At 73.8% G+C, this 14,124-nt stretch carries 12 protein-coding genes; 2 read left to right on the plus strand and 10 right to left on the minus strand.

Annotation, left to right across the window (positions count from 1 at the left end; genetic code table 11):
• Positions 1 to 113 precede the first annotated feature (113 nt).
• From ACIGXE_RS22625 to ACIGXE_RS22645, 5 genes are all read right to left on the minus strand, one after another.
• Complete coding sequence (locus ACIGXE_RS22625) at positions 114 to 2,237, minus strand: putative bifunctional diguanylate cyclase/phosphodiesterase (RefSeq protein WP_399750057.1); 2,124 nt, start codon at positions 2,235 to 2,237, stop codon at positions 114 to 116.
• A 274-nt stretch (positions 2,238 to 2,511) separates the two neighbouring features.
• Positions 2,512 to 4,689: an NAD-dependent DNA ligase LigA gene (ligA, locus tag ACIGXE_RS22630; protein ID WP_399750059.1), complete on the minus strand. Its 2,178-nt coding sequence runs from the start codon at positions 4,687 to 4,689 to the stop codon at positions 2,512 to 2,514.
• A 32-nt stretch (positions 4,690 to 4,721) separates the two neighbouring features.
• Positions 4,722 to 5,684 (minus strand): methionine synthase, encoded by a 963-nt coding sequence (locus ACIGXE_RS22635; protein WP_399750156.1) that lies wholly within the window; start codon positions 5,682 to 5,684, stop codon positions 4,722 to 4,724.
• Positions 5,685 to 6,009: 325 nt separating this feature from the next.
• Positions 6,010 to 6,708, minus strand: a complete 699-nt coding sequence (locus ACIGXE_RS22640) for an SDR family oxidoreductase (protein WP_399750060.1) — start codon at positions 6,706 to 6,708, stop codon at positions 6,010 to 6,012.
• 7 nt (positions 6,709 to 6,715) lie between these two features.
• Positions 6,716 to 7,258 (minus strand): TIGR00730 family Rossman fold protein, encoded by a 543-nt coding sequence (locus ACIGXE_RS22645; RefSeq protein ID WP_399750062.1) that lies wholly within the window; start codon positions 7,256 to 7,258, stop codon positions 6,716 to 6,718.
• 98 nt (positions 7,259 to 7,356) lie between these two features.
• Here ACIGXE_RS22645 and ACIGXE_RS22650 point away from each other — a divergent pair, with 98 nt between their 5' ends.
• On the plus strand, positions 7,357 to 7,971 hold the full coding sequence (locus tag ACIGXE_RS22650) for an alpha/beta fold hydrolase (protein WP_399750064.1): 615 nt from the start codon (positions 7,357 to 7,359) through the stop codon (positions 7,969 to 7,971).
• A gap of 3 nt (positions 7,972 to 7,974) precedes the next feature.
• On the opposite strand, the gene mnmA is transcribed toward ACIGXE_RS22650, so the two are convergent.
• On the minus strand, positions 7,975 to 9,120 hold the full coding sequence (gene mnmA, locus ACIGXE_RS22655) for a tRNA 2-thiouridine(34) synthase MnmA (RefSeq protein WP_399750066.1): 1,146 nt from the start codon (positions 9,118 to 9,120) through the stop codon (positions 7,975 to 7,977).
• Between the two features lie 61 nt (positions 9,121 to 9,181).
• Here mnmA and ACIGXE_RS22660 point away from each other — a divergent pair, with 61 nt between their 5' ends.
• The gene (locus ACIGXE_RS22660) at positions 9,182 to 9,919 is read left to right on the plus strand and encodes an N-acetylmuramoyl-L-alanine amidase (RefSeq protein ID WP_399750069.1); all 738 of its coding nucleotides are present in this window, start codon (positions 9,182 to 9,184) and stop codon (positions 9,917 to 9,919) included.
• A 43-nt stretch (positions 9,920 to 9,962) separates the two neighbouring features.
• On the opposite strand, the gene ACIGXE_RS22665 is transcribed toward ACIGXE_RS22660, so the two are convergent.
• The 4 genes from ACIGXE_RS22665 to ACIGXE_RS22680 all read right to left on the minus strand — a co-directional run bounded on the left by ACIGXE_RS22665 (position 9,963) and on the right by ACIGXE_RS22680 (position 14,121).
• Positions 9,963 to 11,126: a cysteine desulfurase family protein gene (locus ACIGXE_RS22665; RefSeq protein ID WP_399750071.1), complete on the minus strand. Its 1,164-nt coding sequence runs from the start codon at positions 11,124 to 11,126 to the stop codon at positions 9,963 to 9,965.
• Positions 11,127 to 11,260: 134 nt separating this feature from the next.
• A complete protein-coding gene (locus tag ACIGXE_RS22670; RefSeq protein ID WP_399750073.1) occupies positions 11,261 to 12,103 on the minus strand; it encodes a thioesterase family protein in 843 nt (280 codons plus the stop codon).
• Between the two features lie 23 nt (positions 12,104 to 12,126).
• The gene (locus ACIGXE_RS22675) at positions 12,127 to 12,804 is read right to left on the minus strand and encodes a trimeric intracellular cation channel family protein (protein ID WP_399750075.1); all 678 of its coding nucleotides are present in this window, start codon (positions 12,802 to 12,804) and stop codon (positions 12,127 to 12,129) included.
• A gap of 108 nt (positions 12,805 to 12,912) precedes the next feature.
• Positions 12,913 to 14,121 carry an ABC transporter ATP-binding protein gene (locus tag ACIGXE_RS22680; protein WP_399750077.1) on the minus strand — a complete coding sequence of 403 codons (1,209 nt, stop codon included), beginning with the start codon at positions 14,119 to 14,121 and terminating at the stop codon, positions 12,913 to 12,915.
• Positions 14,122 to 14,124: the final 3 nt, after the last annotated feature.

Raw genomic sequence — 14,124 nt, forward strand, 5'->3', positions numbered from 1 at the left:
GCACCGGAACCCGTGAAACGGTTTGCCCCCGCGGGGGCCTCCCGTGATCCGCGCGCCGCCCGTACGCCGTCCGTACGGCGTCGTCACGGCGGTCGGCGCGGCTGTCCGCACGCCTACTGGACGACGTGGTCCGAGGGGTGTTCGACCTCGACGAGCGCCGCGTTCGCGGCGAGCTCCGAGGGGCGGCGCCAGCCGTGCTCCCCTCGCGCGAGGAGCCAGGCGGTGGTCTCGCCGGGGGGCATGGCGGCGGCGACCAGCCAGCCCTGCACGGCGTCGCAGCCCAGGTCGCGCAGGCGCTCCCAGGTCTCGTCGTCCTCGACGCCCTCGGCGACGACGAGCAGGCCCAGGGAGTGGGCGAGGTCGACGGTGCAGCGGACGATCTCGGCGTCCTCGGTGTCGACGGCGAGCCGGGCGACGAAGGAGCGGTCGATCTTCAGCTCGCTCACCGGGAGGCGGCGCAGGTGCACGAGCGAGGAGTAGCCGGTGCCGAAGTCGTCGAGGGACATCTTGACGCCGTGGCCGGTGAGCCCGGCCATGGTGTCGGCGGCCCGCTGGGGGTCCTCCAGGAGCACGTGCTCCGTTATCTCCAGCTGGAGCGCGCCGGCCGGCACACCGTGCCGGGCGAGCCGGGCGGCGACGGCGCCGGCGAAGCCGGGGGTGTGCACGTCGCGCGGCGAGACGTTGACGGCGACGGGCACGTCGAGGCCCTGGGCGCGCCAGCGGGCCACCTGGGCGAGGGCGGTCTCCAGGACGTACTCGGTGAGGTGGGGCATCAGGCCGGAGGACTCGGCGATGGCGATGAACTCGTCCGGCGGGACCTTTCCGCGCTCCGGGTGCACCCAGCGGACCAGCGCCTCCAGGCCGGCGACCTGGCCGTCGAAGCGGACCTTGGGCTGGTAGTGCAGCTCGACCTCGCCGGCGTCGAGGGCGCGGCGCAGGTCGCCGAGGAGGCCGAGGCGGTCGGGGGTGTTGGAGTCGCGCTTGGACTCGTACACCTCGACGCCGGTGCGGTCCCGCTTGGCCTGGTACATCGCGACGTCGGCGCGGCGCAGCAGGCCCTCGGCGTCGAGGGCGTGCTCGGGGAAGACGGCGACGCCCGCGCTGGCCTCCAGGACGAGGGTGAGCCCGTCGAGGTCGAGCGGGGAGGACAGCTCGGCGACGAGGTGCCGGGCGACCCGCTGGGCGCTGGTGGTGGAGTCGGCGGTGGGCAGCAGGACGGCGAACTCGTCGCCGCCGAGCCGGGCCGCCTCGGCGCCGCGCGGCAGCGCGAGCCGGAGGCGTTCGGCGATCTGGAGGAGCAGCCGGTCGCCGGCGAGGTGCCCGAGGGTGTCGTTGACCGAGCGGAAGCGGTCGAGGTCGATCAGGACGAGGGCGGAGCGGACGCCCTCGCCCTCGGCCTCCTCCAGGGCGGTCCAGGTGCGCTCCAGGAGCCACTGCCGGTTGGGCAGTCCGGTGAGCGGGTCGCGCAGCTGCTCCTCGGCGCGGGCGCGGGCGATCCACAGGGTGGAGTCGAGGGCGATGAGCGGGACGGCGAAGAGCGGCAGGAGCGCGGGGCCGGCGGCGGCGACGACGCAGATGAGGGGGGCGATGCCGAGCAGGGCGACGGCGACGAGGCCCTGCCGGAGCAGGGCGGTGCGGGCGGCCGTGGGCAGTCCGCTGCTCTGCGGGGCCAGCGCATACCACAGCATGAGCCGGGTCGCCACGAGGTAGGAGACGGCGGCGAGCATCACTTCCGGTACGTCCGCGATCCCCCAGTCGAGGGGCCGCCAGGGCTCCGCGACGGTGGGGACGTCCCCGAAGGTGGCGAGCACGAGGGCGGCGACGCCGGTACCGATGACGTCCACGGCGCCGTGCAGCAGGCCCTGTCGCCAGCGGTGCCGGCGGGCGGCGGCGACGAGGAGGACGACGGTGAGCGAGACCAGGGAGGCCGGCACCCAGCCGTAGAGGAGCAGGACGGCGAGGGTGAGGGCGGCGCCGGAGCCGGTGCCGCCCCACCAGCGGTCGCGGCCGAGGGCCACGAGGTGGCCGACGATGAGTCCGGTGAGGACGGCGAGGGACCAGCCGGCGGCGCCGCCGGGGAAGAGGCCTTCCCCGGTGCTCAGCGCCCGGTAGAGACCGGCGGCGAGCGCGACGGCGGCGATGCCCACCAAAGCTCCGGGCAGCCCGGAGGTGATGCCCACGAACGCCGCTCGGCCCTGGGGCCGTGCGACCGGGGCGGCACTCTCGGTCGGTTTCATTCCCGTCCCTCTCACAGCCGGCGGTGCGTCGCATCGCGGGGCCGTCGTCATGCCACTGGGCCGTCGTCCCGCCGCGTGCCGTACCGCGTGTCCTGCTCCTGCTCGCGCCGGCAGGGCCCTCACACGGCCGTGCGCGGCGGACGCACGGTCACCACACTAGGCCGCGGAGGGCTCCGACGGGCAGCGCTCTCCATGTCTTGCCCGAATGCGACCCGGCCACCCGTAACGATCTGGTATGCGCTGAACGGGTGAACTTCCGCGGGCGTTCGGGGGACTAGCCCTCGGCGGGGAGAGCGGCCTCCAGAGCGGCTTCGGGCCCTTGTTCGAGCAGGATGACGAAGCCTTCCTCGTTCAGAACCGGAACCTTCAGCTGCATCGCCTTGTCGTACTTGGAGCCCGGGTTGTCCCCCACGACGACGAAGGCCGTCTTCTTCGAAACGGAACCCGTGACCTTCGCACCCACGGCCTGCAGCGACTCTTTTGCGCCATCCCTGGTGAAGTTCTGCAGGGTGCCCGTGACGACCACGGTGAGGCCGTCCAGCGGGCGCGGCCCCTGCTCCTCCCCGGCGCCCTCGTCCTCGAAGCTCACCCCGGCCGCGCGCCACTTGCGCACGATCTCGCGGTGCCACTCCTCGGAGAACCACTGCTTCACCGCGGCGGCGATGATCCCGCCGACGCCCTCGGTGGCCGCCAGCTCCTCCTCGGTCGCCTGCTCGATCCGCTCCAGCGAGCGGAACTCGCGGGCCAGCGCCTCGGCAGCGACCGGGCCGACGTGCCGGATCGACAGGCCGTTGATGAACCGGGCCAGCGGCCGGGTCTTGGCGGCCTCGATGTTGGCCAGCATGGCCAGCGCGTTCTTCTTCGGCTCGCCCTTCTGGTTGGCGAAGACCGAGACGACCTTCTCCTCGCCCGTCTTCGGGTCGCGCTTGGGCAGCCCGCTGTCCGGGTCGAGGACGTGCGCCTTGATGGGCAGCAGCTGCTCGATCGTCAGGTCGAACAGATCGCCCTCGTCGCGCAGCGGCGGCTCGGCCGGCTCCAGCGGGCGGGTGAGCGCCGCCGCGGCGACCATGCCGAAGTTCTCGATGTCCAGGGACTGGCGGCCCGCCAGGTAGAACACCCGCTCACGCAGCTGGGCGGGACACGTCCGCGCGTTGGGGCAGCGCAGATCGATGTCCCCCTCCTTCATCGGCTTCAGCGGCGTGTGGCACTCCGGGCACTCGGAGGGCATCACGAACTCGCGCTCGGTGCCGTCCCGCAGGTCCGCCACCGGGCCGAGGATCTCCGGGATCACGTCACCGGCCTTGCGCAGCACGACCGTGTCGCCGATCAGCACGCCCTTGGCCTTCACCACCTCCTGGTTGTGCAGGGTGGCGAACTCGACCTCGGAACCGGCCACGGTCACCGGCTCCACCTGGGCGTACGGCGTGACGCGCCCGGTGCGGCCGACGCCGACCTTGATGTCGACCAGCTTGGTGTTGACCTCCTCCGGCGCGTACTTCCAGGCGATCGCCCAGCGCGGGGCGCGCGCGGTGGAGCCGAGCCGGCCCTGGAGGGCGATCTCGTCGAGCTTGACGACGACGCCGTCGATCTCGTGCTCGACCGAGTGCCGGTTCTCGCCGAAGTAGGCGATGAACGCGCGGACCTCGTCGAGGGACGAGACGACCTTGTTGTGCCGGGCGGTGGGCAGGCCCCACTCGTGGAGCAGCTCGTACGTCTCCGAGAGGCGGGAGATGTCGAAGCCCTCGCGGGCGCCGATGCCGTGCACCACCATGTGCAGCGGGCGGGTCGCCGTCACCTTGGGGTCCTTCTGGCGCAGCGAACCCGCCGCCGCGTTGCGCGGGTTGGCGAAGGGCTTGTCGCCGGCCTCGACCAGGCGCGCGTTGAGCCCCTCGAAGGCCTCCATCGGGAAGTAGACCTCGCCGCGGATCTCCACCAGGTCCGGGATGCGCTCGCCGCGCAGCCGGTCCGGGATGTCGGCGATCGTCCGCACGTTCGGCGTGATGTCCTCGCCGGTGCGGCCGTCGCCGCGGGTGGCCGCCCGGGTGAGCCGGCCGTGCTCGTACGTGAGGTTCACCGCGAGGCCGTCGACCTTGAGCTCGCACAGGTAGTGGTAGTCGGAGGTGCCGACGTCCCGCGCGACGCGCTCGGCCCAGGCGGACAGCTCCCCGTCGTCGAACGCGTTGTCCAGGGACATCATCCGCTCGCGGTGCTCGACCGAGGTGAAGTCCGTCTCGTACGTCCCGGCGACCTTCTGGGTCGGCGAGTCCGGCGTCCGCAGGTCCGGGTACTGCTCCTCCAGGGCCTCCAGGGACCGCAGGAGCTTGTCGAACTCCGCGTCGCTGATGACCGGCTGGTCCTTCACGTAGTACCGGAAGCGGTGCTCCTCGACCTGCTCCGCCAGCTCGGCGTGCTTCTCCCGCGCCTCGGCGGGGGCCCCCTGTTCGACTGCCACCGTTTCTCGTCCTCCCGATGCCTGAAACCCGGTCACTCTGGGTTGTCCGCGAGCGATCTCGCCGCCCGGGCGCAGTGTGCGAGCGCCTTGCGGGCGTACGCCGGCGAGGCACCCGCGAGACCGCAGGTCGGGGTCACCACCACGGACTCCGCCAGAGTCCCCGGATTCAGCCCCAGCCTGCGCCACAGCGTCCTGACACCCATGACGCTACCTCCCGGGTCCGACAATGCCCCCGAGGCCGGGTCCGTGGACGGCACCACACCGGCGAAGAGCTTGGTCCCGGCCTCCACGGCCTCCCCGATCGGCTCCTCGTCACGCTCGGTGAGAAGCCCGAAGTCGAACGAGACCCCGGCGGCACCGGCCCGGCGGAGCAGCCCGAACGGCACGCCGGGCGCGCAGGAGTGCACGACGACCGGGCCGTCGTGCGCCTCGATCACCTCGCGCAGCGCGCTCTCCACGATCTGCCGGTCGACGGCCCGGTGGGTGCGGTAGCCGCTGGCGGTCCGGATCCGGCCGAGGAGGACGGCGGTCAGTGAGGGCTCGTCCAGCTGCAGCGCGATCCGGGCGCCGGGCACGCGCTTGCGCACCTCCGCGAGGTGCCCGCGCAGTCCCTCGGCGAGCGAGCCCGTCAGGTCCCGGCAGGCCCCCGGGTCACCGAGCGCCGCCTCGCCGCCGCGCAGCTCCAGGGCGGCGGCGAGCGTCCACGGGCCCACCGCCTGCACCTTGAGCGGTCCCTCGTACCCCTGGGTGAACTCCTCCAGGGCGTCGAGGTCCTCGCCCAGCCAGGAGACCGCCCGCCGGGTGTCCCGGCCCGGCCGGTCGCTGATCCGCCAGCCGCTGGGCTCCACGTGCGCGTACAGCTCGACGAGCATCCCGGCGGTCCGCCCGATCATGTCCGCGCCGGGACCGCGGGCGGGCAGCTCCGCGAGGAACGGGAAGTCCTCGAAGGACCCCGTCACGGTCTTGGCGGCCTCTCGGGCGTCCCCGCCGGGCATGGACCCGACGCCGGTGGCGGGGCCCCAGGGGAACGCGGTCTTCTCGTTCTTGTCGCTCTCGTCGCTCACCCGGGAAGCGTACGTCGCACGGCGTCTCCGACGGCCGGGTGACCCCGGGGCACGGAGGCGCCGGCGGGCCCGGGTGACCCCGGTGACCCTGGTGGCCCCCGCTGCCCGCCGCCCGGGGGCGGTGAGCACGGGGAGCGGTGAGCACGGGGAGCGGTGAGCACGGGGAGCGGTGAGCACGGGGGGCGGTGAGCACGGGGAGCGGTGAGCACGGGGAGCGGGCGACCCGCCCCACGCGCCCGTCCCCGTCGTCCCGGCGTCAGCGCCCCGGCCGCACCGTCAGGTCGTTGACCTCGGCGTCGCGCGGCAGGTCGATCGCCATGACGATCGTGGTGGCCACCGACTCGGGGTCGATCCACTTCTCGGGGTCGTACTCCCTGCCCTCCTGCTGGTGCACCTTCGCCTGCATGGGGCTCGCGGTCCGGCCCGGGTAGACGGAGGTGACGCGCACGCCGTTGGCGTGCTCCTCGTGGCGCAGCGAGTCGGCGAGCGCCTTCAGGCCGTGCTTGGAGGCGGCGTAGGCGCTCCACTCGGCGTGCGCGTTGAGCCCGGCGCCCGAGTTCACGAAGACGACGTGGCCCTTGGAGACCCGCAGTTGGGGCAGGAAGTGGCGGGTCAGCTCGGCGGGCGCGACCAGGTTGACGTTGAGCTGGTGGTGCCAGGTCTTCGGGGTGAGGTCGCCGACCGGGCCGAGGTCGACGACGCCGGCGATGTGCAGCAGGGTGTCGACCCGCTCGGGCAGGCTCTGGTGCGAGAACGCCCAGGAGAGCCGGTCCGGGTCGGCGAGGTCGCCGACGAGCGTCCGCGCCCCGGGGAACTCCGCCGCCAGCTCCTTCGCCCGCCCGGCGTCGCGCGCGTGCAGCACGAGCTCGTCCCCGCGCGCGTGCAGGCGCCGCGCGACGGCCGCGCCGATGCCGGAGCCGGCTCCGGTGATCACATGAGTAGCCATGGGCCCCATGCTCGCATCATCCGCGGGAGGCGATGTCCTGCTCCAGATACGCGAGCGCGGCCGCCCCGTCCTCGGCGAAGTGGACCAGTTCGCCGAGCGGGCGCGGCAGGAAGCCCTCCTCCTCCATGCGGCGGAACTGGATCTCGAGGCCGTCGTAGAAGCCGGCCGTGTTGAGCAGGACGACCGGCTTCGTGTGCCGGCCGTGCTTCTTCAGCTCCAGGATCTCGGTGGCCTCGTCCAGGGTGCCGGTGCCGCCGACCATGATCACGATCGCGTCCGACTTGGCGAGCAGCAGGGCCTTGCGCTCGGCCAGGTCCTTGGTGATCACCATCTCGTCCGCGACCGGGCGGGCCTTGGCGGCGAGGAAGTCCACCGAGACGCCGACGAGGCGTCCGCCGGCCTCCTCCACGCCGTCCGCGACGACCTTCATCAGGCCGGTGTCCGAGCCGCCCCAGACCAGGGTGTGGCCGGCCTTTCCGAGGCGGCGGGCGAAGTCACGGGCGGGGGCCGTGTACCGCTCCTCGAGGTCGGCGGCGGAGAGGAAGACGCAGATGTTCATGGCCCCACGGTAGGCCCTGGCACCGACGGCCCCGTTTTTCTCCGGGAAGTTCCGGCCGGGAGCGATGAGTTCCGGCGGCGGCCGCGGTCTGCCCTTCCATGGACGAGGTGAACACCACATCGTGCCGGGCCAAGGGCCTGGTCAGGGCGCAGGACGGGACCCGGATCGCCTACGAGCGCTACGGGGAGGGGCCGCCGGTCATCCTGGTGGGCGGGGCGCCGGGTACGGCGGGGGCGGAGCGGGCGTTGGCCGGGCTGCTCGCCCGGTACTTCTCGGTGGTCGCGTACGACCGGCGGGACGCGGCGGACTGCGGGGAGTCGGAGATCGCGGACCTGGCGGCGCTCGTCACCGCGGTGGGCGGCGCGAGCGGGACGGCGGCGGTGCACGGGACGGCGTCCGGCGGGGCGCTCGCGCTGGCCGCGGCGGCGGCCGGGGTGCCGGTGGGGCCGGTCTCGGTGTACGAGCCGACGTGCGGCGCGGACCAGGCGGACCGGCTCGGGCGGGTGCGGGCGCGCGTGCTGGTGGTCGACGGCGGCGCGAGCCCCGCCGGGACGCGGCGGGCGGCCCGGACGGTCGCGGCGGCCGTCCCGCGCGGCCGGCACCGCACCCTGACCGGCCAGACGCACGAGGTGGCGCCGCACGTGCTGGCGCCGGTCCTGGCCGACTTCTACGGGGAGGACCCGGCCGGGGACCGCGCCCTCACTCCGCCGTGAGCCCTACGCGCCGGCCGGCGCCGCCGTCTTGCGTGCCGTCGTCGCGATCGTGGCCGAGCCGACCACGCGCGTGCCGTCGTAGAGGACGATCGCCTGGCCCGGGGCGACGCCCCGGACCGGCTCGTCGAAGGCGACCCGCAGCTCGCCGGCCTCCATGACCGCGGTGACCGGGGTCTCGCCGCCGTGGGCGCGGAGCTGGGCGGTGTAGCGGCCGGGGCCCTCGGGCGCGGTGCCGCACCAGCGGGGCTTGATCGCGGTGAGGGCGGTGACGTCCAGGGACTCGGCCGGGCCGACGGTGACCGTGTTGTTCACCGGGGAGATGTCGAGGACGTAGCGCGGCTTGCCGTCGGGGGCCGGGTGGCCGATCCGCAGGCCCTTGCGCTGGCCGATGGTGAAGCCGTACGCGCCCTGGTGGCTGCCCACCTTCGTACCGGACTCGTCGACGATGTCGCCCTCCGCCGTGCCGAGGTGCCGGGCCAGGAAGCCCTGGGTGTCGCCGTCGGCGATGAAGCAGATGTCGTGGCTGTCGGGCTTCTTGGCCACGGCGAGGCCGCGCCGCTCCGCCTCCGCGCGGATCTCGTCCTTGGTGGTGAGGGTGTCGCCGAGCGGGAACATGGCGTGCGCCAGCTGCTTCTCGTCGAGGACGCCGAGGACGTACGACTGGTCCTTGGCCAGGTCGGACGCGCGGTGCAGCTCGCGGGTGCCGTCGTCCTTGAGGACGACGGTCGCGTAGTGCCCGGTGCAGACGGCGTCGAAGCCGAGCGCGAGCGCCTTGTCGAGGAGCGCGGCGAACTTGATCTTCTCGTTGCAGCGCAGGCACGGGTTGGGCGTGCGGCCCGCCTCGTACTCGGCGACGAAGTCCTCGACGACGTCCTCGCGGAAGCGCTCGGCGAGGTCCCACACGTAGAACGGGATGCCGATGACGTCGGCGGCCCGCCGGGCGTCGCGCGAGTCCTCGATGGTGCAACAGCCCCGCGCGCCGGTCCGGAAGGACTGCGGATTGGCGGAGAGGGCCAGGTGCACGCCGGTGACGTCGTGCCCGGCCTCGGCGGCGCGGGCGGCGGCGACAGCGGAGTCGACTCCGCCGGACATGGCGGCGAGGACCCGGAGGGAGCGGGGGCGGGGGCGCTGCGGCGAGGTCTGAGTCATAGCCCTACCAGGGTACGGGGCGGGGGGAACCGCGGTCGCCCGAGTAAGCGTTCTCGATCACATGGGGAGCAAGGGACAGGGCGGCGGCGCGGGCAGGGCCGGCGGCAGGGGCAAGGGCGGCGGCAAGGGTGCCGCCGGGGCCGGGGGCAAGGGCAGGGGCGGCGGTCAGGGGCCGGGGCGGCGGGCGGTGCTGCTCGGCGGCACCGTCGCCGTCGCCGGCACGGTCGTCTTCGCCCGGGACGAGCTGGCGCGTCTCTACTGGCGCCTGCCGGGGATGGAGAAGAAGCGGGTCGAGGGCGAGCTGGACCACAAGGGCGCCGAGTGGTCGGCGGCCTCGCGGGCGAACTGGCGGCGGGCGGACCGTCCGGACGACTACGTCATCGACCGGGTGGTGATCCACGTCGTCCAGGGCAGTTACGCCTCCGCCCTGAAGGTCTTCAAGGACCCGGGGCACGGCGCCGCCGCGCACTACGTCGTCCGCAGGGACGGGCACGTCGCGCAGATGATCCGCGAGCTCGACGTGGCCTTCCACGCCGGGAACCGGGACATGAACGAGCGCAGCATCGGCATCGAGCACGAGGGCTTCGTCGACCGGCCGCAGGACTTCACGGCGGCGATGTACGCGGCCTCGGCGCGGCTGACGGCCGACATATGCGCGCGGTACGGGATCCCCGTGGACCGGGAGCACGTCATCGGGCACGTCGAGGTGCCGGGCACGGACCACACGGACCCGGGCCCGCACTGGGACTGGAAGCGCTATCTGGCCCTCGTACGGCAGGAGCGGGCGCGGCTGGGCTGAGGCGGTCCCGAGGGGGCGGGCGGCCCCGCCGGGGCGGGACCGGTCAGCTCAGGCCGGCCGCCCGGGCCCGTTCCACCGCCGGGCCGATGGCCTCCGCGACCGCCGCCACGTCCTCCTTGGTGGAGGTGTGGCCGAGGGTGAAGCGCAGGGTGCCGCGGGCCAGGTCGGGGTCGGCGCCGGTGGCCAGCAGGACGTGGCTGGGCTGCGCGATGCCGGCCGTGCAGGCGGAGCCGGTGGAGCACTCGATGCCGACCGCGTCGAGGAGCAGCAGCAGGGAGTCGCCCTCGCAGCCGGGGAAGGTGAAGTGGGCGTTGGCGGGAAGCCGGTCGACCGGGTCGCCGCCGAGGATCGCGTCGGGGACGGCGGCGCGGACGGCGCCGACGAGCTCGTCGCGCAGGCCGCCGACGGTGCGGGCGAACTCCTCGCGGCCCTCGGCGGCGAGCCGGCCGGCCACGGCGAAGGCCGCGACGGCGGGCACGTCGAGGGTGCCGGAGCGGACGTGCCGCTCCTGGCCGCCGCCGTGCAGGACGGGCACGGGGGTGTACTCGCGGCCGAGGAGGAGGGCGCCGATGCCGTAGGGGCCGCCGATCTTGTGTCCGGAGACGGTCATGGCGGCGAGCCCGGAGGCGGCGAAGTCGACCGGGATCTGTCCGAAGGCCTGGACGGCGTCGGCGTGCAGCGGGACGTCGAACTCCGCGGCGACCTCGGCGAGTTCACGGATCGGCATGATCGTGCCGATCTCGTTGTTGGCCCACATGACGGTGGCGAGCGCGACCGAGCCGGGGTCCCGCGCGAGAGCCTCGCGCAGGGCCTCCGGGTGGACCCGGCCGTGGGTGTCGACGGGCAGGTACTCGACGGTCGCGCCCTCGTGGCCGGCGAGCCAGTCGACGGCGTCGAGGACGGCGTGGTGCTCGACGGGGCTGGCCAGGACGCGGGTGCGGCGCGGGTCGGCGGCGCGGCGGGCCCAGAACAGGCCCTTCACGGCGAGGTTGTCGGCCTCGGTGCCGCCGGAGGTGAGGACCACCTCGCTGGGCCGGGCTCCGAGCGCGCCCGCGAGGGTCTCGCGGGCCTCCTCGACGGTCCGCCGGGCGCGACGGCCGGCGGCGTGCAGCGAGGAGGCGTTGCCCGTGACGGCGAGCTGGGCGGTCATCGCCTCGATCGCCTCGGGCAGCATCGGCGTGGTCGCGGCGTGGTCGAGGTATGCCATGGTGGGAACGATTCTACGAGGCGGCCCCGGCGCCGCCGCCTTCTGGCCTGTTTACGCCGCGCAGCGCGCCGCCCCGGCCGCCACCCGGCGAGGTGGCGCGGGCGACGGGCGGGGCGAGGACCTCGGGGCTCGGCTCAGCCGCGGGGTGCGCGGGCCAGCTGGCGGGACTGCGCGACGAGGCGGTCGGCGGAGTCCCAGACCTCGGCGTCCTCCTCCAGGAAGCCGCCCGCGAGGTTGCGGGTGGTGATGGAGACGCGCAGCGGACCGGGGGCCGGGCGGCAGCGGACGTGGGTGGTGAGCTCGACGGTGGGCGTCCACCCCTTGAGGCCCAGCTCGAAGGAGGTCGGCGGCAGGGCGTCGACGGTGAGGAGCAGGGAGAGCGGGTCGGGCTGACGGCCGTCGGCCAGGCCGAACCAGCCGCGCATCTCGCCCTTGCCCGACGGGGCGCCGACGGCCCAGCCCACGGTGGCCGGGTCGAGGCGGATGTCGAGCCGCTCGGTGATCGCGGAGGAGCCGGGGATCGCCGGGGCGGGGCCGTCGGAGGCGCCGAAGCACTGGTCGATCGGCGCGATGGCGGGCGGGGTCGCGGTGGTGCGGACCTCGTCCGGCAGCGCGTCCAGGTCGCCGTACGAGGCGAGCACGCGGATGCGCTCGACCTCGGTGCCGTCCTCGGCGTACTGCAGGAGGGAGGCCTGGCCGGTGGAGAGGGTGCGGCCGGTGCGGACCGTCTCGGTGCGGATGACCGCGGGACCCGGCACGGAGGGCGTCAGGTAGTGCGCCGAGATCGTGAACGGGTCCGGGTGCGGCAGGTGGTCGCCGAGCGCGCGGCCGAGGAGAGCGAGGAGGTAGCCGCCGTTGACGGCGTGGATGATCGTCCAGCCCGCGGAGAGTTCGGCGTCGTAGACGCCGGGCTCGCGAAGGGTCACGGCGGTGTCGCGGTCGAACTCGCTCACCGTCTCGATGCTGCTCGTGCTCATGTCGGCGACGGTACAGGATTTAGCTACTGAGCGGTAGCTTTTTCGGGCTCCTCGCGGGCGGAGGAGCGGCGGTTCCAGGCACGCGGGGCCCGCAGGTGGTACCGCATCGCGAGCAGGCGCAGAAGGAAGGCGGTCGCGACGGCGGTGCCGCTGGTGTACGCGTTGAGCGCGTCGAAGCGGATGAAGAGCACGGTCAGCGTCGCACCCACGATGGCCGGCACGGCGTACAGGTCGCGGTCCCAGCGCAGCAGCGACGGCACCTCGTTCGCGAGCACGTCGCGCAGCACACCGCCGCCGACGGCCGTGGCGAGACCGAGCGCCGCGGACGAGGTCAGGCCGAGACCGTAGTCGTACGCCTTGGTCGTGCCGGTCACGCAGAACAGCCCGAGGCCCGCCGCGTCGAAGACGTTGACCGCGGTCTGGGTGCGCTCGACCTCCGGGTGCAGGAAGAAGACGAGCACGGTCGCCACCAGCGGCATGAGGAAGTAGCCGAGATCCGTGAACGCGGCGGGCGGAACGGCGCCGATGATCAGGTCCCGCAGGAGGCCGCCGCCGAGCGCCGTGACCTCGGCGAGCACGGCGATGCCGAAGACGTCGAAGTTCTTGCGCACGGCGAGGAGGGCGCCGGAGATCGCGAAGACGAAGATGCCGACGAGGTCGAGGGCGTGTTGGACGGAGGGGTTGAACAGGTCGTGGAGCACCGCCCCATTGTCCCGGTCCGCCGGACGGGCTCGGCGCCCCGCCCCGGTCGCGCCCGGAGACGCCGTGAGGCCCCCGCTGCCCAGGGCAACGGGGGCCTCACCGCGCGGTCACGCCTCGGGCGACTTCTCCGGCTCCGCCGGAGCGTCCGCGTCGGCGGTCCCGGCGGCCTCGGCGGCCTGGGACTCGCCGGCCTCGGCCGTCGCCTCCGCCTCGGCCGTCGCGGCCGTCTCGTCCTGCTCGGCCGTCGCGTCCGGCGCCGGGGCCTTCGTGATCACGACGTCGACCGACTCGCGGGCCGCCGGGATCGTCAGGCCGTCCGCGTTCTCCGGGTGGTGGCAGGCCACGCGCTGGCCCGGGCGGAGCTCCAGGAGCGGGGGCTCCTGGGTCTTGCAGACCTCCGTGGCCTTCCAGCAGCGGGTGTGGAAGCGGCAGCCGGCGGGCGGGGCGATCGGGGACGGGACGTCGCCGGTCAGGAGGATGCGGTCGTTCTTGGCACCGCGCCGGCGCGGGTCCGGGATCGGGACCGCGGACATCAGGGCCCGGGTGTACGGGTGCATCGGCGACTCGTACAGGGACTTGCGGTCGGCGAGCTCGACGACCTTGCCCAGGTACATGACCGCGATGCGGTCGGAGACGTGGCGGATGACCGACAGGTCGTGCGCGATGATCACGTACGTGAGGCCGAGCTCTTCCTGCAGGTCGTCCAGGAGGTTGACCACCTGCGCCTGGATGGAGACGTCCAGGGCGGAGACGGGCTCGTCCGCGACGACCAGCTTCGGCTTCAGGGCCAGGGCGCGCGCGATGCCGATGCGCTGGCGCTGGCCGCCGGAGAACTCGTGCGGGTAGCGGTTGTAGTGCTCCGGGTTGAGGCCGACCAGGCTGAGCAGGCGCTGGACCTCCTTCTTCACGCCGCCCTCGGGCTCCACGCCCTGCAGCTTGAAGGGGGCCGAGACGATCGAGCCGACCGTGTGGCGCGGGTTCAGCGAGCCGTACGGGTCCTGGAAGATCATCTGGATGTCGCGGCGCAGCGGACGCATCTTCGCCACCCCGAGGTGGGAGACGTCCGTGCCCTCGAACTCGATCCGGCCGCCCGTGGGCTCCAGGAGGCGCGTGATCAGCCGGCCCATCGTCGACTTGCCGCAGCCGGACTCGCCGACGACGCCGAGGGTCTCACCGGGGTAGACCTCGAAGTCGATGCCGTCGACCGCCTTCACGGCGCCGGTCTGACGCTGCAGCAGGCCCTTCTTGATGGGGAAGTGCTTCTGCAGGCCGGTGACCTTGAGCAGGGGCTCGCGGGGCTCCGGCGAGGATTCCATGGT

Source organism: Streptomyces sp. NPDC053431 (assembly GCF_044544925.1).
Lineage (GTDB): Bacteria > Actinomycetota > Actinomycetes > Streptomycetales > Streptomycetaceae > Streptomyces.

Bases quoted from the DNA above. Each gene is read 5' to 3' on its own strand.
- ACIGXE_RS22645 (WP_399750062.1), bottom strand. From the start codon at position 7,258: ATGAACATCTGCGTCTTCCTCTCCGCCGCCGACCTCGAGGAGCGGTAC.
- ACIGXE_RS22635 (WP_399750156.1), bottom strand. From the start codon at position 5,684: ATGCCCGGCGGGGACGCCCGAGAGGCCGCCAAGACCGTGACGGGGTCC.
- ACIGXE_RS22670 (WP_399750073.1), bottom strand. From the start codon at position 12,103: ATGAGCACGAGCAGCATCGAGACGGTGAGCGAGTTCGACCGCGACACC.
- ACIGXE_RS22650 (WP_399750064.1), top strand. From the start codon at position 7,357: ATGGACGAGGTGAACACCACATCGTGCCGGGCCAAGGGCCTGGTCAGG.
- ACIGXE_RS22625 (WP_399750057.1), bottom strand. From the start codon at position 2,237: ATGAAACCGACCGAGAGTGCCGCCCCGGTCGCACGGCCCCAGGGCCGA.
- ACIGXE_RS22680 (WP_399750077.1), bottom strand. From the start codon at position 14,121: ATGGAATCCTCGCCGGAGCCCCGCGAGCCCCTGCTCAAGGTCACCGGC.
- ACIGXE_RS22660 (WP_399750069.1), top strand. From the start codon at position 9,182: ATGGGGAGCAAGGGACAGGGCGGCGGCGCGGGCAGGGCCGGCGGCAGG.
- mnmA (WP_399750066.1), bottom strand. From the start codon at position 9,120: ATGACTCAGACCTCGCCGCAGCGCCCCCGCCCCCGCTCCCTCCGGGTC.
- ACIGXE_RS22665 (WP_399750071.1), bottom strand. From the start codon at position 11,126: ATGGCATACCTCGACCACGCCGCGACCACGCCGATGCTGCCCGAGGCG.
- ACIGXE_RS22640 (WP_399750060.1), bottom strand. From the start codon at position 6,708: ATGGGGCCCATGGCTACTCATGTGATCACCGGAGCCGGCTCCGGCATC.